At 59.9% G+C, this 24,304-nt stretch carries 23 protein-coding genes; 13 read left to right on the top strand and 10 right to left on the bottom strand.

The features are described 5' to 3' along the window. Nucleotides 1-20: 20 nt before the first annotated feature. The 3 genes from LC094_RS09155 to LC094_RS09145 all read right to left on the bottom strand — a co-directional run bounded on the left by LC094_RS09155 (nucleotide 21) and on the right by LC094_RS09145 (nucleotide 3,326). Nucleotides 21-1,757 carry a flotillin family protein gene (locus tag LC094_RS09155; RefSeq protein WP_226552070.1) on the bottom strand — a complete coding sequence of 579 codons (1,737 nt, stop codon included), beginning with the start codon at nucleotides 1,755-1,757 and terminating at the stop codon, nucleotides 21-23. A gap of 41 nt (nucleotides 1,758-1,798) precedes the next feature. Next, nucleotides 1,799-2,542, bottom strand: a complete 744-nt coding sequence (locus LC094_RS09150) for an OB-fold-containig protein (RefSeq protein ID WP_226552068.1) — start codon at nucleotides 2,540-2,542, stop codon at nucleotides 1,799-1,801. A gap of 130 nt (nucleotides 2,543-2,672) precedes the next feature. Beyond that, a complete protein-coding gene (locus LC094_RS09145) occupies nucleotides 2,673-3,326 on the bottom strand; it encodes a YggS family pyridoxal phosphate-dependent enzyme (RefSeq protein ID WP_226552066.1) in 654 nt (217 codons plus the stop codon). 184 nt (nucleotides 3,327-3,510) lie between these two features. Here LC094_RS09145 and LC094_RS09140 point away from each other — a divergent pair, with 184 nt between their 5' ends. From LC094_RS09140 to LC094_RS09115, 6 genes are all read left to right on the top strand, one after another. Further along, nucleotides 3,511-4,821 (top strand): porin, encoded by a 1,311-nt coding sequence (locus LC094_RS09140; RefSeq protein WP_226552057.1) that lies wholly within the window; start codon nucleotides 3,511-3,513, stop codon nucleotides 4,819-4,821. A 147-nt stretch (nucleotides 4,822-4,968) separates the two neighbouring features. Beyond that, the gene (locus LC094_RS09135) at nucleotides 4,969-5,532 is read left to right on the top strand and encodes a DUF3576 domain-containing protein (protein ID WP_226552055.1); all 564 of its coding nucleotides are present in this window, start codon (nucleotides 4,969-4,971) and stop codon (nucleotides 5,530-5,532) included. Nucleotides 5,533-5,630: 98 nt separating this feature from the next. Then, entirely contained in the window at nucleotides 5,631-8,195 is a 2,565-nt protein-coding gene (gene leuS, locus LC094_RS09130; protein ID WP_226552053.1) for a leucine--tRNA ligase, read from the top strand. Beyond that, the gene (gene lptE / locus LC094_RS09125) at nucleotides 8,182-8,679 is read left to right on the top strand and encodes an LPS assembly lipoprotein LptE (RefSeq protein ID WP_226552052.1); all 498 of its coding nucleotides are present in this window, start codon (nucleotides 8,182-8,184) and stop codon (nucleotides 8,677-8,679) included. Before leuS ends, lptE begins: the two co-directional genes overlap by 14 nt. Next, nucleotides 8,676-9,701, top strand: a complete 1,026-nt coding sequence (holA, locus tag LC094_RS09120; protein WP_226552050.1) for a DNA polymerase III subunit delta — start codon at nucleotides 8,676-8,678, stop codon at nucleotides 9,699-9,701. Before lptE ends, holA begins: the two co-directional genes overlap by 4 nt. Nucleotides 9,702-9,761: 60 nt before the next feature. Next, nucleotides 9,762-10,760 (top strand): LLM class flavin-dependent oxidoreductase, encoded by a 999-nt coding sequence (locus LC094_RS09115; protein ID WP_226552048.1) that lies wholly within the window; start codon nucleotides 9,762-9,764, stop codon nucleotides 10,758-10,760. Here LC094_RS09115 and LC094_RS09110 read toward each other — a convergent pair. Genes LC094_RS09110 through LC094_RS09100 form a run of 3 tightly spaced genes read right to left on the bottom strand, consistent with a single transcriptional unit; the run spans nucleotide 10,744 to nucleotide 13,285 of the window. Continuing rightward, a complete protein-coding gene (locus tag LC094_RS09110) occupies nucleotides 10,744-11,922 on the bottom strand; it encodes a TIGR03862 family flavoprotein (protein ID WP_226552046.1) in 1,179 nt (392 codons plus the stop codon). The genes LC094_RS09115 and LC094_RS09110 overlap by 17 nt on opposite strands. Next, entirely contained in the window at nucleotides 11,919-12,533 is a 615-nt protein-coding gene (locus tag LC094_RS09105; protein WP_226552044.1) for an enoyl-CoA hydratase/isomerase family protein, read from the bottom strand. Before LC094_RS09105 ends, LC094_RS09110 begins: the two co-directional genes overlap by 4 nt. Continuing rightward, nucleotides 12,530-13,285, bottom strand: coding sequence for an SDR family oxidoreductase (locus LC094_RS09100; RefSeq protein WP_226552042.1), 756 nt, complete (start codon nucleotides 13,283-13,285; stop codon nucleotides 12,530-12,532). Before LC094_RS09100 ends, LC094_RS09105 begins: the two co-directional genes overlap by 4 nt. A gap of 116 nt (nucleotides 13,286-13,401) precedes the next feature. Between LC094_RS09100 and LC094_RS09095 the strand changes: the two genes are divergently transcribed. The 3 genes from LC094_RS09095 to LC094_RS09085 all read left to right on the top strand — a co-directional run bounded on the left by LC094_RS09095 (nucleotide 13,402) and on the right by LC094_RS09085 (nucleotide 17,174). Beyond that, on the top strand, nucleotides 13,402-14,952 hold the full coding sequence (locus tag LC094_RS09095; protein ID WP_226552041.1) for a hypothetical protein: 1,551 nt from the start codon (nucleotides 13,402-13,404) through the stop codon (nucleotides 14,950-14,952). An 85-nt stretch (nucleotides 14,953-15,037) separates the two neighbouring features. Beyond that, the gene (locus tag LC094_RS09090; protein WP_226552040.1) at nucleotides 15,038-16,384 is read left to right on the top strand and encodes a TldD/PmbA family protein; all 1,347 of its coding nucleotides are present in this window, start codon (nucleotides 15,038-15,040) and stop codon (nucleotides 16,382-16,384) included. Beyond that, on the top strand, nucleotides 16,371-17,174 hold the full coding sequence (locus tag LC094_RS09085) for a 3'(2'),5'-bisphosphate nucleotidase CysQ (protein ID WP_226552038.1): 804 nt from the start codon (nucleotides 16,371-16,373) through the stop codon (nucleotides 17,172-17,174). The genes LC094_RS09090 and LC094_RS09085 overlap by 14 nt, the downstream gene beginning before the upstream one ends. Nucleotides 17,175-17,196: 22 nt before the next feature. Here the strand turns inward: LC094_RS09085 and LC094_RS09080 are convergent, their stop codons facing one another. Together LC094_RS09080 and LC094_RS09075 are read right to left on the bottom strand one after the other, a co-directional pair. Beyond that, nucleotides 17,197-18,417, bottom strand: coding sequence for a glycosyltransferase family protein (locus tag LC094_RS09080; RefSeq protein ID WP_226552036.1), 1,221 nt, complete (start codon nucleotides 18,415-18,417; stop codon nucleotides 17,197-17,199). Between the two features lie 3 nt (nucleotides 18,418-18,420). Beyond that, a complete protein-coding gene (locus LC094_RS09075; protein ID WP_226552034.1) occupies nucleotides 18,421-19,230 on the bottom strand; it encodes an HAD-IIB family hydrolase in 810 nt (269 codons plus the stop codon). Between the two features lie 159 nt (nucleotides 19,231-19,389). Here LC094_RS09075 and LC094_RS09070 point away from each other — a divergent pair, with 159 nt between their 5' ends. The 3 genes from LC094_RS09070 to lpxK are packed head-to-tail and all read left to right on the top strand — an operon-like array spanning nucleotide 19,390 to nucleotide 21,935. After that, entirely contained in the window at nucleotides 19,390-19,635 is a 246-nt protein-coding gene (locus tag LC094_RS09070; protein ID WP_167601300.1) for a DUF4170 domain-containing protein, read from the top strand. Nucleotides 19,636-19,647: 12 nt separating this feature from the next. Then, nucleotides 19,648-20,946, top strand: a complete 1,299-nt coding sequence (locus tag LC094_RS09065; protein ID WP_226552032.1) for a 3-deoxy-D-manno-octulosonic acid transferase — start codon at nucleotides 19,648-19,650, stop codon at nucleotides 20,944-20,946. After that, nucleotides 20,943-21,935, top strand: a complete 993-nt coding sequence (gene lpxK, locus LC094_RS09060; RefSeq protein ID WP_226552031.1) for a tetraacyldisaccharide 4'-kinase — start codon at nucleotides 20,943-20,945, stop codon at nucleotides 21,933-21,935. The genes LC094_RS09065 and lpxK overlap by 4 nt, the downstream gene beginning before the upstream one ends. Nucleotides 21,936-21,939: 4 nt before the next feature. Here the strand turns inward: lpxK and LC094_RS09055 are convergent, their stop codons facing one another. Together LC094_RS09055 and LC094_RS09050 are read right to left on the bottom strand one after the other, a co-directional pair. Then, nucleotides 21,940-22,593 (bottom strand): DsbA family protein, encoded by a 654-nt coding sequence (locus LC094_RS09055; protein WP_226552029.1) that lies wholly within the window; start codon nucleotides 22,591-22,593, stop codon nucleotides 21,940-21,942. Then, complete coding sequence (locus LC094_RS09050) at nucleotides 22,593-23,105, bottom strand: DUF721 domain-containing protein (protein ID WP_226552027.1); 513 nt, start codon at nucleotides 23,103-23,105, stop codon at nucleotides 22,593-22,595. Before LC094_RS09050 ends, LC094_RS09055 begins: the two co-directional genes overlap by 1 nt. Nucleotides 23,106-23,228: 123 nt before the next feature. Here LC094_RS09050 and mutY point away from each other — a divergent pair, with 123 nt between their 5' ends. After that, nucleotides 23,229-24,278 carry an A/G-specific adenine glycosylase gene (mutY, locus tag LC094_RS09045; RefSeq protein ID WP_226552266.1) on the top strand — a complete coding sequence of 350 codons (1,050 nt, stop codon included), beginning with the start codon at nucleotides 23,229-23,231 and terminating at the stop codon, nucleotides 24,276-24,278. Nucleotides 24,279-24,304: the final 26 nt, after the last annotated feature.

Here is a 24,304-nt window from a genome sequence, read left to right as displayed (position 1 = left end):
AAGACCTTAGCCGTCGAAGATCAGGCGTCCGCCTGATCGGAAATCACCGGCTTTTTCGGCGCGGGAGCCTCTTTCGACGCAGGCGTCTCTTTCGGTTCGGGCGCATCTGTCAGCGCAGGCGTCACGGTCTTTTCGACCTCAAAAACATCCTGCACCATCTGGCTCATGCCTTTGTCCATATTGAGACCGACCTGTTTGCCAATCGCATCGAGCGCCGGAAGCTGGAATGCCATTTTGCGCATTTCATCAAAGGCCTGATTGACCAAACCGTCACCACCGGATTTCGGGGCCTCGACGCCGGACGCTCCGCCACCGGTCAACCCATCGACTTTATGAATGGTGATGCCGCCAATTTTCTCGGCGGGTTTGACCATTTCCGCGACGATCTTCGGCATCGCCTCAAGACGGGCCTTGGCCAGACGGAAGTCGATGATCGAGGTGGACAAACCGTTCTCCGCCTCGGCAAGGGCACGCGTCCCTTCGGCTTCGGCGAGCTTCTGGGCGCGCATACCATCGGCCATTGCAAGCTGTTCGGCCTTTTCCGCCTCTGCGCGGATCGTCACCTTGTCGGCCTCCGCCTGCGCAAGCTCGCGCATCGCCGCCGCCCGGTCGTCCGCCGCTTCGCGTTCCGCCTTTGCGGCCACACGGATCGAGGTCGCGTTTCGCTCGGCCTCTTCCTCGGCGGCCAAAATGGTCAGGCGCTTTTGGCGCTCCCCTTCGGCCACACGGCGCTCGGTTTCAATCGATTCAGTCGCTTTAATCGCATCTGCTTTCGCAAGGTCAGCACGCGCTCGCGCCTGACTTTCGGCCTCTGATTTCTCGGCCACGGCGATCTGGCGTTCCTGTTCCGCAATCTCAATGGATTTCCGGCGCTCTTGCTCCGCAATCTCAATGGCCTTTTCGCGCGCAATCCGCGCCTGCTCCGCTTTGGTCGAAGCCTCTTCGTGCTGGCGTGCCTTCTCTGCGGATTCACGGGCGGAGAGTTCTTCCATTTTCACACGCTGGGCCACGCGGGCTTCTTCTTGCTCACGTTCGACCTCATAGCGCTTCACTTCGGCTTCCTGACGCGACCGCGCCACCGCAACCTCTGCTTCGGCTTCAATCGCCGCACGTTGTTTGCGGCTATCGGCGATACGCTCAGCCTGATGTTTCAGACCTTCTGCGTTGAACACGTTGTTCTCATCCAGACCGTCGAGCGGCGTCTGATCCAGCGCGGTCAAAGACACGGACTCAAGTTCCAGACCGTTCTTGCGCAAATCCTCGGACACCGCCTGCTGTACTTGCTGAACGAAATTGGCACGATTCTCATGCAAGTCATCGAGGTCCATTTTTGCCGCCACAGCGCGCAAACCATCGACAAGCTTACCTTCCACCATCTCGCGCAGCGCATCATCGTCAAAGGTCCGGTCGCCCAGCGTTTGCGCAGCGCGTGCAATGCCTTCTTCGGAGGCTTGCACGGTCACGTAAAACTCCACACCGACATCGACCCGCATCCGGTCCTTGGTGATCAGCGCTGAATTGCCATCGCGGCGCACTTCGAGACGGGTGGTGCGCATGTTGATCCGCGTCACCTCATGCAGCACAGGAATGACAAGCGTACCGCCATCAATGATCACCTTGCGCCCGCCCGTCCCGGTTTTGACAAGGCTCACTTCACGCGTCGAACGCTTGTACATCCGCGCAAAAGCCAGAACCACGACAAGAAAGGCGACAAAGATCACGAAGATCGGCGTCGCAACACCTAGAATGAGATTCATGAGAAAGGATCCTCTCCGTTATAGGAATTCCAAAAAACAAGTCAGCCGAGGGGCACAAGGCGCAGATCGCCATTGCGCAGACGAAGGACGAGCACCTCCGTACCTTCGGGAATTTCATCTTTTTCGGCCAGCGGCTCAAGCATCGCATAATGCGTGTTGTCATACCCGTCCGTGATCCGAACCTGCGCCGGACTGCCACGTCGGGAAATGCCCACGGTGACCACGCCGCGTTTACGTCCAAGACTGCGCTCCGAAATCGCAGAGGTTTCATCCTGCGGGATCAAACGCGCAAGAGCTGCGGACAGTTTCCGGGTCAGCGCCAACGATGGGATAAGCGCCAGAGGCACGGCCACAACACGTGGCAGCATCTGCCCAAAGATCGCCGCCATGCCAGACTGCAAGACCAATCCCGCCGCCGCGAAGAGCGCAAGAAAGATCGCGAGCCAAATGATGAGGGGTTGTTTGCGCAGTCCGAGAAAATCAAAAAAGCCGCTGGAGGTCGAAGACACCGCGGTATCGGTGGATGCGGCCGGCAGATCAGCTTCCGCCAGTCCAATCTCGATTTCCGTCGCCAGATCGAAGGGCACGTCGAGCTCTGCCGCCAACTCCGGCACACTCATTCCATGCAGGTCAAGATCGAGATCGGGCACATCCCCCAAATCCGCCTCGGGCAGAGCACTCGAAAGCCCGAACATCAAAAGGAGCACTTCGATGCAAAGCAGAAGGACAACCAAGCCCGTCGCGATCAAAAAAGGGAAAAGACCCGGATCAAGCAAAATCAACACTCACATCAAATTCGCGCCGCCTCTATCGATAGGCCGCTTGCGCGAAACACACCTATCAAACAGTTGCGTGCCGCACCACAGATAAAACGTGCCAGACGTCTTTCCGGCACGTCACCAAGACGCATAATCGTCAGGAATAATCCCGCTCGCCAAAGATCGCGGAGCCGACCCGGACATGGGTCGCGCCCTGTGCAATCGCGGTCTCAAAGTCGCCGGACATCCCCATCGACAGCCCCGAAAGACCATTCCGATGGGCGATCTTCTTCAACAGCGCAAAGTGCAGAGACGGCTCTTCGTCTGCGGGCGGAATGCACATCAGCCCCTCGATCTCGAGGCCCAGATCGAGACATTCTTTGATAAATCCATCCGCATCGGCGGGCAAAATACCGGCTTTTTGAGGTTCCTCGCCGGTGTTCACCTGAATGAACAGGCGCGGGCAATGACCCATCTCTTCACGCAGCCGCGCGATGGTATTGGCAAGCTTCGGACGATCCACCGTGTGAATCACATCGAACAATTCCATCGCCTGACGCGCCTTGTTGGTCTGAAGCGGACCGATGAGATGCAGCTCCACACCGTCATACTGTTCCTTGAACGCAGGCCACTTGCCAGCCGCCTCCTGCACCTTGTTTTCGCCGAACACCCGGTGGCCTCCTTCAAGGACAGAAGCGACTCGCTCATTGGGCTGAACCTTGGAAACAGCAATCAATGTCACGCTCTCCGGCGCCCGCCCGACACGCTCCGCCTCGCTTGCAACCCGCGCTTTGATCTCCGCCAACCCCATATCTGCCTCCTATGCCCTACAGGCCTACATTCCTTTGTTTTCTTAGAATGTTGTCGCGCTGCGCTGCAACAGGTGTGTGACCTCATTGCATCATTTTTCAGAGAGCTTTGTTCAGAAAAGCGCCTTTGCTTGACCCAAAGCCCACTTAAGCGCATTTCTCTCGCCATGTGTCGGGTAAGCCGGCATGCCTGATATTCATAAAATTCCACGAGGGAAAAAAATGAAAAACATCCTTCTTTCTTCCGCAGCGATCGCCCTGCTTGCTGGCGCCGCTTCCGCTGAAGTGACCTGGTCCGGTGACGCAGAAATCGGCTACAACGACGACTTCGAAGGCGGCTTCTACTACGACGCCGGCCTCTACGTGAACCTGTCCCAAGAGCTGAACAACGGCTGGACCGCGTCCGCTCAACTCGACATCGACCTGGAAAACGGCGACGACGACACCTTCTCCATGGGTTCCGTTGACTCCTCTGATTGGGTTGTGTCCATCTCCAACGACATGTTCTCCCTGTCCTTCGGCGACGTTGACACCGCATACGCCTCCTTCACCGGCGTTGGCGCTCTCTACGACAACGACCTTTTCGCTCCGGCAGATGAGGCTTCTGACTACGAAGAGTACCTCGACGGCTACCTCGAAGACAACTTCGCCTTCGATCCCGAAGAAGACAACGACGCCTCCGCTGGCATCCTGCTGACTGCTGAGTACATGGGTCTTTCCATCGCTGCGTCCACGATCCTCGTTGACGAAGATTTCTGGCTGATTGACGGCACCACCGTGGGCGGCACCACCGGTGCTGGCGACAAAACCAACGGCGAGTTCAAATACTCCCAAGTTGCTCTGGCTTACGACTTCGGCATGTTCAACGCTGGCCTGCTCTACGCAGAAGACGTGATGTTTGATATCGACGGCGTTACCGCCTTCGAAGAAGCTGCTGACGATGCTCTCGTTCCCGCCGTAGACCGCGTTGGTGAAGCTGACATGATCGTACTGAACCTCGGCGCATCCTTCGGCGGCGCTGACTTCAACCTGTCCTACATGGATTACGATGCTGACGTGACTGGTGTTGGCCTCGACGTATCCTACCCGATCGGTCCGGTCGTCCTCGGCGCTTACTACGCATCCTATGACTTCGACGGCAGCGCTCCGGAAGATGACGCATACGGTGTGTCCGTGGACTACTCCGACGGCCCGATCACCGTTTCTGCTTACTACGAAGAAGTGCTCGGCGAAGAAGAATACGCTGTTGAAGGCGCTTACGACTTCGGTATGGGTCTTGTTGTGACCGCTGGTTACATCGACGGTGACGACGAAGACGACAACGACTTCGCTTCCTACATCGTTGCTGAATACGACCTCGGCGGCGGCGCATCCTTCCTCGCATCCTACGCTGATGCGAACTCCGATGCAGCCGAATCCACCGACGACATCGACACCGGCATCGGCGGCTACGAGCTGAACTCCGGCGCGACGCTGGCTCTGTCCTTCGAATTCTAATTCCTGACGGAATTGAAATTCTTGAGGGCCGCTCTTCGGAGCGGCCCTTTCCTTTTGCCTTGTCTCTTTGTCTTAGGCGTTTTCGGGCCTTGTCCCTTTCACGCCTGAACGATACGGTTGCCGCGATATCTTGTAAGGGAGCCGTAGATGTTTCGCCCATCCTTTCTGACCACCGCCCTGATCGCGACCCTTTCGCTTGCGGGCTGTGGCGCGTTTGACAGTGTCGGTTCTCTTGGTGACAGCATGGGCTCCCTGCCCTTCTCTGGCGGCAAGAAAGAGACCGTTGTCACGACCGAAGGCACCACAACAGTGGACACACGGTCCACCGGGCAAGTGGTGGAGATTCCCAACGGCGAAACCATCGTGATCGAACAGCCGAAACGCCGGACCATCTTTGGTGGCGGTCGCGGTTCTGTCTCCGACTCTGTGCAAGTCAACAAATACATCTGGAACGCAGCACTTGACGTGTTGTCCTTCCTGCCCGTGCAAGAGGCCGATCCCTTCACCGGCGTGATCATCACCGGCTACGGCACCCCGCCGGGCGGCGGCAACGCCTATCGCGCGGTGATCAACGTGACCGATCCGGCGTTGGATGCGCGCACGCTGAACGTCTCGCTCTACACCCGTGGCGGTGCGGTGAGCCAAGCGACGGTTCAGGCCGTGGAAGACGCCATTCTGACCCGCGCCCGCCAGCTTCGTTCAGGAAACTGAGGCGAGCAACACAAGGCCTCTGGACCCCGGAGAGCCAAGGATTTATGACCACGCCGGGCCTATCTGCCCGGCGTTTGTCTGAGATTGAGGATGTGAACATGAGCCGCTACGCGCCCAGCGAGATCGAACCGAAATGGCAGTCTGCCTGGAATGAGGCGGATGTATTCCTCGCCAAGCGCGACGAGAGCAAGCCGAAGTACTACGTGCTTGAGATGTTCCCCTATCCGTCGGGCCGCATCCACATCGGTCACGTGCGCAACTACACCATGGGTGACGTGGTGGCGCGCTACAAATCCTCGACCGGGTTCAACGTGTTGCACCCGATGGGTTTTGACGCCTTTGGCATGCCGGCGGAGAACGCCGCGATGGCCTCTGGCGGGCATCCGAAGACCTGGACCTACAACAACATCGACACGATGGTCGATCAGATGAAGCCGCTGGGGCTTTCGATTGACTGGACCCGCATGTTCGCGACCTGCGACACCGAGTATTACGGCCAGCAACAGGCGATGTTCCTCGATATGCTGGAAAAGGGTCTGGTCTATCGCAAGAACGCGACCGTGAACTGGGACCCGGTCGATATGACGGTTCTGGCCAACGAACAGGTGATCGACGGCTGCGGCTGGCGCTCGGGTGCTCCGGTGGAGCGCAAGGAACTCACGCAATGGTTCTTTAAGATCTCCGACTATTCCGAAGACCTGTTGGAGGCCATCGACCACCTCGACAATTGGCCGGACAAGGTCAAAACGATGCAGAAAAACTGGATCGGCAAGTCGCGCGGTCTTCAGTTTGCGTTTTCTATTGTGGATGCGCCCGCGCATCACGACCGGATCGAAGTCTACACCACGCGTCCCGACACTCTGATGGGCGCGTCTTTCGTGGGCATCTCCGCAGATCACCCGCTGGCCAAAGAACTGGCCGCCGAGAACCCGGAGATTGCCGCCTTCTGTGAGGAGTGCCGCAAAGGCGGGACCACAGAGGAAGCCATCGAGAAGGCCGAAAAACTGGGCCTCAACACCGGCCTGACCGTGCGCCATCCCTTCGACACCGCGTGGGAACTGCCGGTCTATATCGCCAACTTCATCCTGATGGATTACGGCACCGGCGCGATTTTCGGCTGCCCGGCGCATGACCAGCGCGACTATGATTTTGCGACGAAATATGGCCTTCCGATCAACTATGTCTTTGCACCGGTTGAGGGTGAGTTGAACGAAGCCGAAGCCTTTGTTCCGACGAAATCCGAAACCGTGAAATACATCCGTGGTTTCGCGGGCGAAGAGGTTCAGACCGGCGACGACGGCGTCAACAGTGCCGTCGATTTCTGCGAAGCGAACGGTGTCGGCCATGGCGTGACCAAATTCCGCCTGCGCGATTGGGGGCTGTCCCGTCAGCGCTATTGGGGCTGTCCGATCCCGGTCGTGCATTGCGAGGCTTGCGGCGTGGTGCCGGAAAAGAAAGAGAACCTGCCGATCGAGCTGCCCTTTGATGAAGACGGCAAAGCGATTGATTTCTCCATCCCCGGCAACCCGCTCGACCGTCACCCGTCCTGGCGCAACACGACCTGTCCGAACTGCGGCGGCGCGGCCCTGCGCGAGACCGACACGATGGACACGTTTGTCGACAGCTCTTGGTACTACGCGCGCTTCACCGCGCCCCATGCCACGACGCCGACCGTCAAGGAAGACGCCGAGTATTGGATGAACGTCGATCAATATATCGGCGGCATCGAACATGCGATTCTGCACCTTCTCTATTCCCGCTTCTTCGCCCGTGCGATGAACGAGACCGGCCACCTGCCAGACAGCGCGCGCGAACCGTTCGATGCGCTGTTCACGCAGGGCATGGTGACGCACGCGATCTACAAAACCGTGGGTGCGGACGGTCGTCCGAAGTATCACTACCCGGAAGAGGTCGAGCTGCGCGACGGCAAGGGTTTCCTGAAAGATGGCACCGAGGTCGAAATCGTGCCCTCCGCCAAGATGTCCAAGTCCAAAAACAACGTGGTGGACCCCGTCGAGATCATCAAACAATTCGGCGCCGATACTGCGCGTTGGTTCGTGCTGTCTGACTCTCCGCCGGAACGTGACGTGGAATGGACCGCCTCGGGCGCCGAAGCCTCGCACAAACACCTCGGTCGTGTCTGGCGTCTGGCCGCGGACCTCGACGCCACGCCGGAGCAGGGCCAAGGTGATGACGAGCTGATGCGCGCCGCGCATAAGGCGATGTTCGAAGTGACCCAAGGCATCGAGAGCTTTGGCTTCAACGCCTCGATTGCGAAGCTCTACGGCTTCACCAACACCATCGCGAAATCCAAAGCGGGGCGCGAGGCGAAACGCTTTGCCCTCAAAACGCTGGCGCAGCTGATGTCCCCCATGACCCCGCACCTCGCGGAAGATATGTGGTCCATGCTGGGCGGTGAAGGCCTCATCGCAAAAGCCGCCTGGCCCACGCCCGATGAGGCGATGCTGGTCGAGGACACGGTGACGCTTCCGATCCAGATCAACGGCAAACGCCGCGACGAAATCTCTGTTCCCAAGGATATGCCGAAGGAAGAGGTTGAAAAGCTGGTGCTGGAAAACGATGCTGTGAAAAAGGCGCTCGATGGCGGGTCGCCGAAGAAACTCATCGTTGTCCCGGGCCGCATCGTCAATGTCGTCGTTTGATCGCAGAACTCTCCTAATCTCGCTCGCAGCCCTCGCTGGCTGCGGGTTCACGCCTGCTTACGGGCCGGGAAGCAGTGGCGGCGCCCTGCGCGGCAAGGTCGATATCCTCGCGCCCGATGATCGCGAGAGCTACACTCTGGTCAATCGGCTCACCGATCAATTCGGCCCGACCCAAACGCCGCTCTATCGCCTCGCCTATAGGATTACGACCAGTCGCAATCAGATCGGCATCACCCGCGATCAGGAAATCCTGCGCTATCATGTGGCGGGTGAGGTTGAATACACCCTCACCGACATCACGACCGGGCGTCTGTTGGCGAAACGCAAGGCCTCGAGCTTTACCGCCTATTCTGCCACAGGCTCGTCGGTCGACACGCTCACTGCCTCGCGCGATGCCTACGACCGCCTGATGGTCATTCTCGCCGACCAGATGGTGAGCCAGATCATCACCACCGTTGATCTCCCTGCCGAGCTGCCGGCATGAAGCTTTCCGCACGGGATGCGATCTCTTACTTCGCCAAGCCCGACCCCGGGAAGGCGGGCGTGCTGCTCTATGGTCCCGATGCCATGCGCATCGCGCTGCGCCGCCAAGAGGTGATCGAGGGCCTGATCGGCAAAGAAGGCGAAGAGGAAATGCGCCTCACCCGCATGTCGGGGGCCGAGCTGCGCAAGGACAAAACGCTCCTGATGGACGCGCTGAAATCCCAAGGCTTTTTCCCAGGGCCCCGCGTTGCCTTTGTCGAGGACGCCACCGACCAGATCGCCGATCTCGCCAAGGATGCGCTGTTCGACTGGCGTGACGGAGATGCGCAGATCGTCGTCACCGCCGGTCAGCTCAAAGCCACCTCGAAACTGCGCAAGCTGTTCGAAGGTCACCCGAGCGCCTACGCCATCGCCATCTACGCCGATCCGCCGTCGCGCGCGGAGATCGAGGCCACTTTGTCGAAAGCGGGCATCACCGATATTTCCCGCGACGCCATGACCGACATCGAGGCGCTGGCCCGCACCATTGATCCCGGCGATTTCCGCCAGACGCTCGAAAAGCTCGCGCTCTACAAACTGGGCGACACCACGCCCGTCTCCAGCGAAGACGTGCAAAATTGCGCCCCCGCCACCACGGAAGCCGAGGTGGACGATGTCTTGAACGCCGTGGCCGAAGGGCGCGCCAATGAACTTGGCCCCCTGATGATCAAACTCGCGGGCCAAGGCAGCGATCCGGTCGCGCTCTCGATCTTTGCCATGCGGCATTTCCGAAGCCTGCACGCCGCCGCCTCGCATCCGAATGGCGCGGGCGCAGGCATTGCCGCCGCGCGTCCGCCGATCTTTGGCCCGCGCCGGGACCGGATGACGAAACAGGCCTCCGGCTGGGGCATGTACAAACTGGAAACCGCGCTTTCCATCCTGACCGACACCGATCTGACGCTGCGCTCCTCGTCCAAGGCGCCGACCATGGCCGTCATGGAACGCGCGCTCATCCGGCTTGCCATGCTCGCGCAACGCCGCTGAGCGGAAAACACTATTGTTCGCGCTCCGAAACGCCCCAGATTTAGGGGAAAGGAGCCGCACATGACCCCCTATTCCCTTCTCGATCTCTCTCCCGTGCCCGAAGGCACCTCCACCGCTGACGCGCTAAAGAACTCCGTCGATCTGGCCCAGCATGCCGAGGGCTGGGGCTACAATCGGTTCTGGCTGGCCGAACATCACAACATGCCGGGGATTGCCTCCGCCGCGACCGCCGTGGTGATCGGACATATCGGGGCGCATACCTCGACGATCCGCATCGGCGCAGGCGGGATTATGTTGCCGAACCACGCCCCTTTGCAGGTGGCGGAGGCGTTCGGCACCCTGCGTGAACTCTATGGCGACCGTATCGATCTTGGCCTTGGTCGTGCGCCGGGGACGGATATGCCGACGGCGCGGGCGCTCAGGCGCAATCTGACGCCGGGCCACGCCAATGGCGAAACCTTCCCGCAGGATGTGCAGGAGGTCATGGCCTATCTCGGTGACATGCCTGAGGATGCCGCCGTGCGCGCCTTTCCCGGCACGGGCACCCATGTGCCTGTGTGGATGCTCGGCTCTTCGACCTATGGCGCGGAACTGGCGGCCATATTGGGCCTGCCCTATGCCTTCGCCTCGCATTTCGCACCTGCCGCGCTGGATCAGGCGGTGAAGATTTACCGCGATCTGTTCCAACCTTCTGACTATCTCGACAAGCCCTATTTCATGCTCGCCACCAATGTCTTTGCCGCCGAAAGCGCCGAAGAAGCCGTCTATCTGCGCTCGTCTATGATGCAGACTTTCGCCAATTTGCGCATGGGGCGCCCCGGCAAATTGCCCTATCCTGTCGAGGATATTTCCACGGTCGTGCCGCGTCAGTTCATCCCCTCGCTCGACGCGATTTTCGCGGTCTCAGCAACCGGGACGAAACCGATGGTAAAGGACAAGATCACGGCCCTGATCGACCGCTATCAGCCGGACGAAATCATCTTTGCGGCGAATATCCACGATCATCAAAAACGGCTGCGCTCTTTCGAGATCGCCGCAGAGGTTATGAAAGAGATCTGAGCGCGCCAAGCCCGGCCAGACGTCCGGTGGCGAGACAGGCGGTCAACAAATAGCCGCCTGTCGGCGCGTCCCAATCAAGCATCTCACCAGCAAAAAACAGACCGGGTTTCGCGATGGCTTCCAGATGATCGGTGAGGCTCTCGAAGGTCACACCGCCTGCGGTGGAAATTGCCTCATCCATCGGACGAAATTTGAGACCTTTGATTTCAAGAGCCTTGAGCGCGGTGAGGAGATCATCGGGCTTCGGCCCTGCAACCTCCATGACCAGAGCCACCTTCTCCGGCGTGAGGCGTAAAGCGCGTTTGAGAAATTTCGTCAGAGTTTCCTTCGATTTCCGCTGGATTAGGGTCTGTTTGAGCCTGTCTTCTGACCAGTCCGGCAAGAGATCGAGCATCAAAGGCGCGCCCTTCCGCAGCCCGCGCGTGACGCTATAAATCCCGCCGCCCTCAAGGCCGGTCGCGGAGATGACAAATTCGCCGCGGCTCTCATACGCCCCGGCGCGCAGGGTCACGCCTTTGACGGGATGCCCGAAATGGCGGGTCATGTGAGAGCTCCAGTCGACCAGAAGACCGACATTTGACGGCGCAAACGGAGCAAGCTCGACAGAGGGCGAAACGGTCTCGACCCAAGCGCCATTCGACCCTAATCTGGCCCAACTTGCCCCACCGAGTGCCAAGATCACACGTTTGGCCGAAACCTCGCGCGACCCCTCTGGCGTCGAAAAACGCACCGTGTCGCCGAGGGCCTCCATGCGCCAATTTCGACGAAGGTCACAGCCTTGTTCCTCCAGCCGCGCAAGCCATGCCCGGAGCAAAGGCGACGCCTTCATCACCCTGGGAAACACCCGGCCCGTGGAACCCGTGAACATCTCTTGCCCCAGGGCTTCCGCCCAAGCGATGGCCTCTTGTGGGCCGAAGTCCTTCAGGGCCGCGTGGAGGGTCAGATGTAACGGTGCGTAGGCCTGTAAAAATGCATCCAAAGGTTCGTTCTTCGTCAGGTTTAGACCCGATTTTCCGGCCATGAGGAATTTGCGCGCGGGCGAGGGTTTGGCCTCGGCGATCAGAACGCTGCGGCCCGCTTTGGACACCACATCCGCCGCCATGAGACCGGCGGGACCAGCGCCCACGACCAGCACATCAACCTGAAGAGAAGTCCCACTCACGACTGGATCAGGGCCTTGATCCCGGCGATATGCGCGGGCACGGCCTCAAGTGCTGCCTGAGCCAGCTCTGCGACAGCCTCTTTCTGATCCGCGGCAGGAACCAAGCGCTCCACCAGCCCCCAAGACAGTGCCTCGTCAGCAGTGATTTTCTGTCCCGCCATAAGGATCATTTTAGCCCTCGTAGGCCCGATTAGGGTCGAAAGTCGCAGCGGATCGGAGGGCTGCGGCAGAAAACCCAATTTCATCACCGGGTAAAAGAATTTCGCAGACGGATCGGACAGGCGGATGTCACAAGCCAAAGCCATGCCAAAGGCACCGCCCGCCAGAGTACCATTCAGCGCCGCAATGGTCAGGCAGGGCAAAGCCGCGATCTTTCCCGACAGCTCCTCCCACAAAGGCGAGGTTGCAAGGCCTGCGCGCGCTTCATCGAGATCGGCGCCTGCGGAGAACACCTTGCCCGCGCCTGTCAGGACGAAAACCTTAGAAGTCCCTGACGCTTCATCCACAATGTCAATGAGCCGCGACAGCATCTCGGAGGTAAGGGAATTGGCCTTCTCGGGCCGGTTTAGGGTCACATTCCAAAGATCGCCGTCCCGCGCCAGTTCGATCATGCGATCACCCCGATTGTGCGACGCAGACCTTCGTCCCGCAGGGACAGTTCTTCGCCCAAATGCACGTCCGCCTCGGCGCCACACATCCAGAGCAAAGCCCGCGCGGGCCATTCGGGCGGGATATGATCGGACCAGTCGAGCTGGCTCACCGCATTGATGCCGGAGGCTTTGATGTCACGCTGCATTTGGGTCGCAACCGTCCCCGGTGAAAGACCCATGGCGCGGATGCCATTGGCACGTTCTTCGAGATCGAGCATGGAGGTCAACATCGCGGCCCCGGCTTTGGAACTGCAATAGGCGCTCCAGCCCTCGACCGGACTATGCGCGGCGCCCGAGGAAATGGTCAAAACCGTGCCAGAACCACGGGCCACCATCTCCGGCACAACACGTCGCATGGCGTAGAAGACGCCTTTGACGTTGATGTCGATCAGACGACCCCAAGCCTCAGGATCACAGGTTTTGAGATCGCCAATCGGATCGATCACACCGGCGTTGTTGATCAGGATGTCGATGGGGCCAAGTTGGTTTTCAACCGCACTCATCGCGGCATCAATCGCCGTATAGCTTGAGATATCGCAGGGGACGGCCAAGGCGTGCGCACCGATCTCCTCAGCGATCTTGGTGATGGCTTCCTCACTGCGCGCCAAAAGCGCGACCTTCGCGCCGGATGCGGCAAAAAGACGGGCCGCAGCCTCGCCGATGCCACGGCTCGCCCCGGTGATGACAACGGTTTTTCCAGTGACGTCTGACATAGTGTGGCCTCTCTCATAATTCTCCCGCGACCATAAGGTCTGCAAGTCCGGGGTTCCAGTCTTGACCCTCCGCGCAAAGCACGAAACTGTACGCGCGAATGTTAAAGGAGATTTTCATGCGTTCCCTGTTTACGACCACGGCGCTCACCGCCGTCTGCCTGATGGGCACCCCGGCGCTTGCCGATATCACGCCGGAGGAGGCCTGGGAGGCTTATCGTGGTCAAATGGCCCAAATGGGTATGGAGTCGACCGCCGAGGTGACACGCGAAGGCGACACATTGGTCGTGCGCAACATGGTCTATGGTGTCGAAATGGATTTGGGGGAGATCACTGTCACCACCACCACCACGGCCCCGGAGATTCGCTTTCAAGAGCAAAGTGGCGGCACCGTCGGCATGTGGTTTGTTGAACCTCTGAACTCGATCTCGGTCACGCCAATGGGCCCCGATCTCGATGGCACGATGACCGACGACACAATGGAAACCCGCTCGACCATGAAGATCGACGGTGTGTCCATCATTTCGGGATCTCCCGAGGACCTGTTGTTCACGTTTGAAAACAGCGCCATCGAAATGACCAACGAGCCGGTTCTGATGGATGATCAGATGATTCAACCGGGCCTGACGGCAAAAATCATCGGCATCGGCGGCACCTACACGCTGGCGCAACGCGATGGCGGTTTGACCTCTGATATGGACATCACCGCAAGCGCGCTGACCTATGATTTCGACCCGATGGACACGGAGACCGGCGATAAGGTCGATATGGGCTTTGCCGCAAATGACATGACCATCACGGGGTCCTTCTCACTGCCCGAAGGTGAGCATGCCGATTTCATGCAGAGCATTTTCGGCGAGAGCGCAATGGACATCACCATGGCCATGGCGGGCAGCACCTCTTCCATCGTGATCGAGAGCGACGCGCCGGGTGGCGGAATGAAAATCGACGCCGCAACAGGCGGCTCGACGCTGGACATGACGCTCCAAGACGGCGCGATTGGCTATGACGCCACGGTTGAGGATCTCAATGTCATCGCCGCTGGCGCGCAAATTCCCGGCGGTCAGGTGAATGTGGCGATGAAGAGCTACAACACCGCTCTGCTCTTCCCGCTGGCCGCCTCTGAAGAGCTCCAGCCCTTCGAGCTTCGTCTCGGGATGGAAGAATTGGTCCTGCCGGAGATCGCCTGGATGATCGCGGACCCGACCGGCCAGCTGCCGCATGATCCGGCGAGCCTGCGCATTGCGCTGGATGGTACGCTGGAAAACGGCATGGACCTGTTCGACGTCGCCGCCATGACCGCTCTCGAAGAGAACGACGGAGAGATGCCGTTCAAAGTCGAAACGGTGAATATTCCGGAGATCTTCCTCAACCTCGCGGGCGCCACGATCAAGGGCGAAGGCACGGGGCACTTCCTCGATCAAGAGGCCGCAGTTCCCGGTGGCATGCCGCCGTTCGCGGGCAAGCTCTCGCTCAATATGGTGGGTGTGACCGATCTGATCACCAAACTGTCCTCCGCTGGCATTCTGCCGCCGGAACAGGCCATGTCGGCGCAGATGATGCTGGGCCTCTTTGCCCGCCCGGGTGAGACCGCAGGCGAGTTGGTGTCCGAGATCGAAATGACCGAAGACGGCCAGATCATCGCCAACGGGCAACCGCTGCCGTTCTAAACACGGGAAGACGCACCGCCTGCTTGCACTTCGCGGGCGGGCGGTGCATCTGACACGCACATCAGACGAAACAGGAGACCCCGTCATGACGCGCAACCTCAAAGACCTGACCGAGGCGCTTCTTGAGGCCGCTATGAGTGCCGGGGCCGAGGCCGCAGATGCGATGGCCATCGACGGCACCTCCCTGTCCATCAATGTTCGGCAGGGTGCGTTGGAACAGGCGGAGCGCTCCGAAGGTGTGGACATCGGGCTGCGGGTTCTGATCGGCAAACGCCAAGCCTGCGTGTCTGCCTCAGACACCCGCCCTGAAACGCTCGCGACCATGGCTGAACGCGCGGTCACCATGGCCCGATTGGCGCCAGAGGACCCGACGGCGGGCCTTGCCGATCCGACACAAATCACCGCGAATACCGACGCACGTTCCTTGGAGCTGTTCGATCCCTCCGAAGAGCCATCCCCCGAAATGCTCAAAGACGACGCCCTGCGCGCCGAGGCGGCCGCCGCCAGTTACAAAGGCGTCTCGCAAGTCGACAGCGCCGCCGCCGCTTATGGCCGTCGTCAGATTTACCTCTCCGCCACCAATGGGTTCAGCGGCGGCTATGCCCGCAGCGACCGGATGATTTCCACCGTCGCCATCGCAGGTGAAGGCACGGGGATGGAGCGCGATTATTGTGGCGAAAGCCGGATTTTCGGCGCAGACCTGCCCAGCCCGGAAGAGATCGGCCTTCTGGCCGCCGAACGCACCGTCGCCCGTCTCGGCGCGCGCAAACCCAAGACCGGCGCCTATCCGATGCTCTTTGATGAACGGATTTCTTCGTCCCTGATCGGGCATCTTCTGTCCGCGATCAACGGCTCCGCGATTGCCCGTGGCGCAAGCTGGCTGCGCGATGCGATGGGTGAGGATGTTCTGCCCAGCGGGTTGTCCGTGATCGAAGACCCGCACCGCCCGCGCACCTCTGCCTCGCGTCTGTTCGATGCCGAAGGGTTGGCAACTCAGAAACGTGCACTGGTGGAAAACGGTCGACTGACATCCTGGGTTCTCGACCTCGCGACCGCCCGCAAACTGGAGCTTGAGAGCACAGCTAACGCCTCGCGTGGCGTGTCGGGTCCGCCCTCGCCGACTTCGGGAAATGTGAGCCTAACTCAGGGCAAACAGAGCCGCGAAGAGTTGATGCGCGAGATGGGCACCGGGCTTTTGATCACCTCGATGATCGGCTCGTCCATCAATCCGACCACCGGCGATTATTCCCGTGGCGCCAGCGGGTTCTGGATCCAGAACGGCGAGATCGCCTATCCGGTCAACGAATGCACCATCGCCGGGAACCTGCGCGATATGCTCAAAACCATCGTGCCCGCGAATGACGCGCGCACGCATCTGAGCCGTGTTGTGCCCTCGCTTTTGGTCGAAGGGATGACACTTGCCGGAGATTAAGCAGGTGGCAGTCGGTGCAGAAGAAGATCTCGAACTGTTGATAGAGGCCGCGCGCAACGCTGGCGAAATCGCCCGCCCCTATTGGCGCGCCGATCCGGAGGTCTGGGACAAGGGCGGCGGGCAAGGTCCGGTGACGGAGGCCGATCTGGCCGTCGACCGGATGCTGCACGAATATCTCCTGTCCGAGCGGCCTGAGTATGGCTGGCTCTCCGAGGAAACCGTCGACACCACCTCAGAACGTCTCGGCAAAAAACGTGTGTTCATCGTCGATCCCATCGACGGCACCCGCAGCTTTATCCATGGCGATCACAATTGGGCGCATTCTTTGGCAATCGCCGAAGAGGGCGAGGTGATCGCGGCTGTGGTGTTTTTGCCGCTGCGCGAGCGGTTGTTTCACGCCGTCAAAGGAAAGGGGGCCTATCTCAACGACGATCCTCTGATCGTGACGGAACGCTGCGACCTCGATGGCGCGACCGTTTTGGCCCCGCGCCAGCATTTGGACGACGAACATTGGCAGGGCGGCGCGCCGAAATTCATTCACAAGTACCGCCCCTCCCTCGCCTACCGGCTGACGCTTGTGGCGCAGGGGCGCTATGACGCGATGTTCAGCTTTCGCGACACTTGGGAATGGGACGTGGCGGCGGGCACGCTGATCCTGACCGAAGCCGGGGGACAGGTCACCGATCTTGCGGGACAGACACCGGTTTTCAACCAGCCGCGACCGCAATTGGGCGGCCTGGTGGCGGGATGCCCCAATCTGGCGAATGGCATCCTCGCGCGGCTGAAATAGACCCTAATCCAGCCCAAGAAGCCTATTTATACTCTTCCATATCCTCGGCCACAGCGCGCGTCATCGAGGCAATGATGTCCGGGTCCGCCGAATGCACCCGCGACCAGTTCGGGATGAAAGGCGTCTCCATCGGATTGTCGAGGAACACGCTGCCGGCTAGGATGATGTTGTTGGCAAACAGCTCGACCGCCTTTTCCTCGGAATGGCGGTCCACATGCAGCCCGTTCATCCGTGCATCGTTGAAATAGGTCTCGATGAGATCAAGCGCGCCGCGATAGTACGTGGCTTTGATCGAGCGGAAAATCTCCTCGGAAAACACCGTGCCATCGGCGGCGAGCTTGCGGTAAAGCGCCTTGCAAATGTCGACGGACATGCGCGACAGACCGGTGGCGGCGTCCTCTTCGCTCAGGTCCTGATGTTTGTGATCGTAACGATCGGAAATCTCGACCTGACAGACCGCGCGCGGGCTGAGATTGCGCCAAGCCTCGGAGAGCAGACCGATCTCCAACCCCCAATCCGAGGGAATACGCATATCCGGCAGGATCGAGGTGCGCATGGCGAATTCACCGGCCAGCGGATAGCGAAAATCCGACAGGAAATCGAGGTAATCACGCGGGCCCAAAACCTTGGCCAGCGCATGGATCATCGGCGTCACCAAAAGCCGCGTCACCCGGCCATTGAGTTTGCCGTCGGCGATGCGGGGGTAGAAACCTTTGGACATCTGATAGGGAAAGGTCGGGTTCGCGACCGGATAGACCAGACGCGCCAGCATTTCGGCGGAATAGGTCACCACATCGCAATCATGCACGGCGACCACCGCACTGTCGGCGCGGGCAATCGTGTAGCCCATGCAGAACCAGACATTGCGGCCCTTGCCAGGCTCGGAAGGTGACAGGTCCAGCTCTTTGAGACGCGCATCCACCGCCGTCAGGCGCGGACCATCGTTCCAAAGCACCACATGATCGGCCTTGAGCCGCGAGAAAAACTGAAGCGCGTAGCGATATTGCTCTTCGGTGGCGCGGTCGAGGCCGATGACGATGCGATGGATGAAATCGACCTTGTTCAGCTCATCGACGATATTCGTCAGCGCATCGCCTTCGAGCTCGGAAAACAGCGACGGCAGGATCAGCGTGATTTTACGCGTCGAGGAAAAGGCATTGAGTTCCCGGCTCAGGTCCTCTTCGCCATTGATGCGCAGATTGTGCAATGTGGCGACATGCCCGCCCTGATGAAAATCCGCCATGTCTTAGCCTTTCTCGGTATTTTGATAGTCTTGTGCGATGCGCGACAGCACCGCAATGTTCCAACCTTCGGGGCCGGGCGCCTCAGTGCGCGTAATCCGTCCTTCGGCCTCTCCGGGCAGGGTCGGAATACCCGGCCCATGTGAATTGCGCACGACAACGCCATGATCCGCCGCCGCGATCATTTCGACGTCATTGGGCGCATCGCCCAGAGCCATCGTGACCGGACTCGGAGAGTAAGCCGCGATGATCTCAGCCATGCGATCCGCCTTGGTCGCGCCGAACGACAGGGTCAGATAGCGCCCGCCTTGTCGGGCATGGACTCCCTTGTCCTTCAATGCGGCCTCAAAGCGCGACAGGTCTTCGTCCGAGCCGCTCCAAAGACCGGGTTCCGAGAACTGCCTTTGCGCGGCCAGCTTGGCCTGCTCTAAAGGCAACCCGGTGTTTTGCGCCACCTCTTCGACGGTCCAATCGGAAAAGCCGGTGTAATGCTGACGCAAGTCTGTCGGCAAATCGGCCAAGGCCTCTCGCAGAGCCTCATGCGCCGTCCGATCCGACAAAGCGCCAGTACCCGGCGCCAGAATTCCCGCACCGTTTTCGACAATCGCGGGCGCATGGTCGAAGCCCATCTCGGAACGCAGTTCCGCAATCTCAGCCGCCGTTTTCGAACTCGCCAAAATCAGAGGAAGGCCCAGACGCTTCATCTCCTGCAACGCCGGGTCCGCCGCGGCCCATGAATAGCTGTCATGGTCCAGCAACGTGCCGTCGAGATCGGAAAATACGATCAGGCGGGGAGCGGTCTTTTCGGTCTTCATGGCCTCATGATGACCCCGCCGCCTGATAAGGAAAACAGTTCATCGCGAAAAAGGTCAAAAAACCGCAATATACCGCCCAAGAATTAGGCGCATGCCGCAGTCCGCTTGACCCCCCTGGCGATTGGACTAGGGTGCGCCCATAACATTCGGAGAGTTTCCATGGCACAAAGACTGCACCTCGTGTTCGGCGGCGAATTGATCGACCCCTCCAAAACCGTGTTCCGCAATGTCGATGACATTCATATCGTTGGGATTTTCCCCGATTACGAAACGGCACACAACGCGTGGAAGGCGGAAGCTCAGCGCACCGTGGACAATGCCCATATGCGCTATTTCATCGCCCACCTGCACCGGCTGCGCGACGAAGCGCAAAACGCCTCTCCCACCGAAGAGCTTGGGGCCTGAGGATAAGGCCAGATGGCCCGACCCTTACCCTATCTGCTCTATTCGGGCCTGAGCCGCAAAAGCGAGCGGCAGCATGCCGACCGGTTGGATCGCCTCGTGCAGAACGGAGCGCTTTCGCAAAGTGCCCGCGATCAACGGCTTGCGCAAAATCTCCCGGACCGCCCGAAAGGCGAGGTGCTCTGGCTCCACGCCGCGACCGGTTTTGCGCTGCGCCCGGCGATGGAGCTCCTCTGTCGGATCAGCGACGATCGGCCCGATATGTTCGGGTTGATCACGCTGTCCCCCGATGTGCAGCCCCCGGTTGGCGCCGCGCTCGACACTGGTTTTTTCGCGGTTTTACCCGAAGACGACAGCACCATCGTGCGGCGGTTTCTGGACCATTGGTCGCCCGACAGCCTTGTTTGGATCGGTGGAAAATTCCGTCCGAATTTGCTGCGCGAAACCCATGAACGCCATATTCCGACGCTTGCCATCGAAGCCCCGCAAAGCCCGATCACGCTCGATCTGACCAGCCCCGTGCCGGGGCTTCGCAAACATGTTCTGGGCGGCTTCGATCACGTGATCACCGCCAGTTCCGAGGCCGCTTATCCGTGGCGCCGCGCCGGGCTTGGCCCCGAGCAGATCGAGATTTTGGGCTATCTCGAAGAGGGCGGCATCGCGCCCAGCGTCGATGACGATGAGCTGACACGTCGCATGGCAGAGATCGGCACGCGCCCCACTTGGTTTGCCGCACGGCTGAATCGTGCGGAAATCAGCGAAGTGATCCGCGCCCACAAACGCGCCCTGCGCCGCGCGCACCGGCTGTTGTTGGTGCTGTCCCTGTCCGATCCCTCAACGCAAGACAGCGTCTTGGCCCAGATGGAAACCGCCGGTCTGGCCGCCACGCTCCTTGATCCCGATGGCGCAATTTCCGAAGCGGATCAGGTCGTCATCCTCCCGAATGAACCTCATCACGGCGAGGAAGGTCTGTGGCACCGGATCGCGCCGATCAGTTTTATGGGAAGCTCTCTCGGGCCCTTTGGTGGCATCGATCCCTATCCAGCCGCCGCCATGGGCTCCGCGATCCTGCATGGTCGCCACGTCTCCGATTTCACCACCGCCTATGCGCGTCTCACCGCCGGAAATGCCGTGCGCGTGGTGACGGACGGGTTTGAATTGGGCGAAGAGGTCGGGCGTTTGATGTCCCCCGATCAAGCCGCTTTGATGGCGGGTGCGGCGTGGGAAGTGGCCTCCACCGGCGCCGAGGTCACGGACCGTGTCGCCAATTTGGTGCAGGATTTCCTCGATCTTCGGGAAAGGATCGCACCATGAAACAGCCTCTGTTCTGGTCTAATCCAGCGGAAAACCCCGGGTGGCAAGCCCGGCTCTTGTCGCCTCTGTCCGCACTCTACGCGAAGGCCACGGCCAAGCGCCTCAGAAAGCCCGGCTATCGTGCCTCTGTGCCGGTGATCTGTGTCGGCAACATCAACGCGGGTGGGACCGGCAAGACGCCCACGACCATCGCCTTGGTTCAACGGCTGATCGAACGCGGGCACAGCCCGCACGTCGTCTCGCGCGGCTATGGCGGCAAGCTCGAAGGCCCGGTGCGCGTCGATGAGCGCGCGCATAGCGCCGAGGACACCGGCGACGAGCCGCTTTTGATCGCCGCCTTCACGCCGGTTTGGGTCTCCAAGGACCGCGCCGCGGGCGTGCGCGCGGCCGAGGAGGCTGGCGCCGACGTCATCCTTCTCGATGACGGCATGCAAAATCCATCCGTTGAAAAGGACCTCACCCTCGTTGTGGTCGATGCCCATCGTGGCTTTGGCAATGGGCGTGTGTTGCCCGGTGGACCTTTGCGTGAACCTGTTGCTGTCGGCATGGCGCGTGGCGATGTCCTAATCTCGATCGGTGATGCCGCCGCTCAAGCGCGATTTACATCGAATTGGGCCGGATTTGTGTCTATTCCGCGCATCCAAGCCATGCTTCAACCGCTGCCCACCGGCCTCGATTGGCAGGGGCTACAGGTCATGGCTTTCGCAGGCATCGGTCATCCGGAAAAGTTCTTTCAGACCCTGCGCGACCTGGGGGCTGATCTTCTGCGGACTGAGGCGCTTAAGGATCACCAGCCTCTCTCCATTCCGCTGATGAAAAGGCTCGAAATCGAAGCCATGGCCTTAGGCGCACAGATGGTGACCACAGAAAAAGACGCGGTGCGTTTGCCCCGCGCCTTTCGTATGAAGGTGGTCACCCTGCCCGTGCGGCTCAATGTCTCCGACTGGTCAGAGATTGATGCACATTTGAGCCGTTTAGGGCTGGGTTAGAGCCTTATCCTTCGAGTTTCGCGTCCAAGATTGCCTTGAGATCCGCGTAGCTCATGTTCGAATGTTTCTCACCATCGATGACCAGCGTCGGCGTGGCGTTCACGTCGTATTCTTCGACCTCTTTGGTGAATTTCGCGTAGAGCTGTTCCGCCATTTCGCCGTCGTTCAGGCAGGCGTCGAGGTTCTCATCGGTCAGACCGGCACGCTTGCCGATTTTGCGCAGGTTCTCGACAATCTCCATCGTGTCCTTGCCCCCGGCAAGCCACTCGGCCTGTTCTTCGTAGAGCATTTTCTGAACGCCGAAATAGCGCATTTCACCGCCACAACGCGCGACCATCGAGGCCCAAAGCCCGAATTTGTCAAAGTAGACTTCGCGGTAGATGAATTTCACTTTGCCGGTGTCGATATAGTCTTTCTTCAATGGCTCGAACACAGCGCTGTGGAAGTTCGCACAATGCGGACAGGTGTAGGAGGCATATTCAATCAACTCGATCGGCGCATCCGGGTCGCCCAGAACGATATCGGCAGCCTCGGCGCTCTTCGTGTCTTGCGCCGCCGCCGGTGACACGATGAAATTCGTCACGGCAGAGGGGTTCAGCAAAAGCGCGCCACCGAGTGTAGCCATGGCGGTGGTAATCATGAATGTGCGGCGGTTCATCAGTTTTCCTTTGTTGTCGTGCTGTGCCGGGTCAGAAATGTCCCGGCGAATTTCTCAAGCGCCTGACGCAGGGCTTCATCATGCACCCCATCGGCGAGGGATTTGGCCTGCGCCTGGGTTTCCGGCGTCATTTGCGGTTTGGCTTTGGGTTTCTTGGTCTCAAAAACAGCGCGGCCTTCGGAGAATCCCATCGGCGCGGTTTGTGTGATGTGAATGTGGCTGATCGCGTTGTGGCCATAGACGGCATTCACGCGATCGCGAATCTTTGGAATCTCAGCCTGAAGCATCGGCGCATAGGCCCCGGTGGTCAAAAGCGTGAGGGTGGCGCCGAAACCGCCCTTGGCATAGGACACTTTGACGGGACGCGACATGGCCGCAATCTCCGGTCCGACGCTTTCTTCCCAATGGGTGAGCAGTTTGGATTGCGAAAACCCACGGGATTCGGACGCCTCCTGAATACGGCGCAGCAAAAGACTGGCGGTTCTTTCGAACCCCTTCTTGCGTCTTTTCACATATGGTTGCGCCTCGGTCATGATTTCCCGTCTGGTTTCTCTGCTTGTGACCCCTATTCTATTGCCATAGGCGCTACACGCCAGAAGAAAGCAGATGACAGGACCTAAAGATTGCGTGACGGAATGAAACACAGCGGCATCGCGACGCAGCTTTTGGACTGGTACGACGCCCATGCGCGCGTTTTGCCGTGGCGCATCTCGCCCTCGGATCGCGCGCGTGGCATCATCCCCGATCCCTACCGGGTGTGGATGTCGGAAATCATGTTGCAGCAAACGACAGTGGCCGCCGTGAAATCCTATTTCGAACGGTTCACCACGCTTTGGCCCAGCGTCATTGATCTCGCGAATGCTGAAGATGAGACTGTCATGGGCGAATGGGCCGGCCTCGGCTATTACGCCCGTGCACGCAATCTTTTGAAATGTGCCCGCGTGATCCGGGATGAGTATCAGGGTGCATTTCCCCGAACGCGCACAGAATTGCAATCGCTTCCCGGCGTTGGCCCCTATACCTCTGCGGCCATCGCCTCCATCGCCTTTGATCAATCTGAAACGGTTGTAGACGGCAATGTCGAACGGGTCGTTTCGCGCCTGTTTCGGGTCGAAACACCGCTTCCCGCCGCAAAGGCTGAGCTGACCGAATTGGCCGACAGTTTGACACCCAAAGAGCGTCCCGGAGACTACGCACAGGCAATGATGGATTTGGGGGCGACGATTTGTACGCCGAAATCACCGACCTGTGCGATCTGTCCTCTGATAGAGAATTGCGAAGCGCGAGAGGCCGGAGATGCGGCTCGATTCCCGCTGAAAACGCCCAAAAAGCCGAAACCCACCCGGCATGGCCATGCCTATGTCGGGCGCACGTCGCGCGGCGAATGGGTGTTGGAGAAACGGCCAGAGAAGGGACTTCTGGGCGGCATGCTGGGCTGGCCCGGCACGGAATGGCAGGAAGAACACCCGAAAGAAGCGCCTTTCGAGGGCGACTGGATCGAGCTTGGCGAGGTGCGCCATACCTTCACGCATTTCCATCTCATCCTGACCGTGCATGCCGCAAAAGATGTGACAAATCCGCCCGAAGAGCTCGCTTTGAGGGGGCAGAACGCCTTTCGGGCCTCCGATCTTCCGACCGTGATGCGAAAGGCGTTTGACCTCGCCTCTCAGAGCCTAGAGGATTAACGCATCCTCGCCGGCCTCTGAAAGTT

Source organism: Celeribacter naphthalenivorans (genome assembly GCF_020524585.1).
GTDB classification, from domain to species: Bacteria; Pseudomonadota; Alphaproteobacteria; order Rhodobacterales; family Rhodobacteraceae; genus Celeribacter; species Celeribacter naphthalenivorans.
The sequence above is the reverse complement of the archived record's forward strand: the minus strand, read 5'-3'. Positions and strand labels throughout refer to the sequence as shown.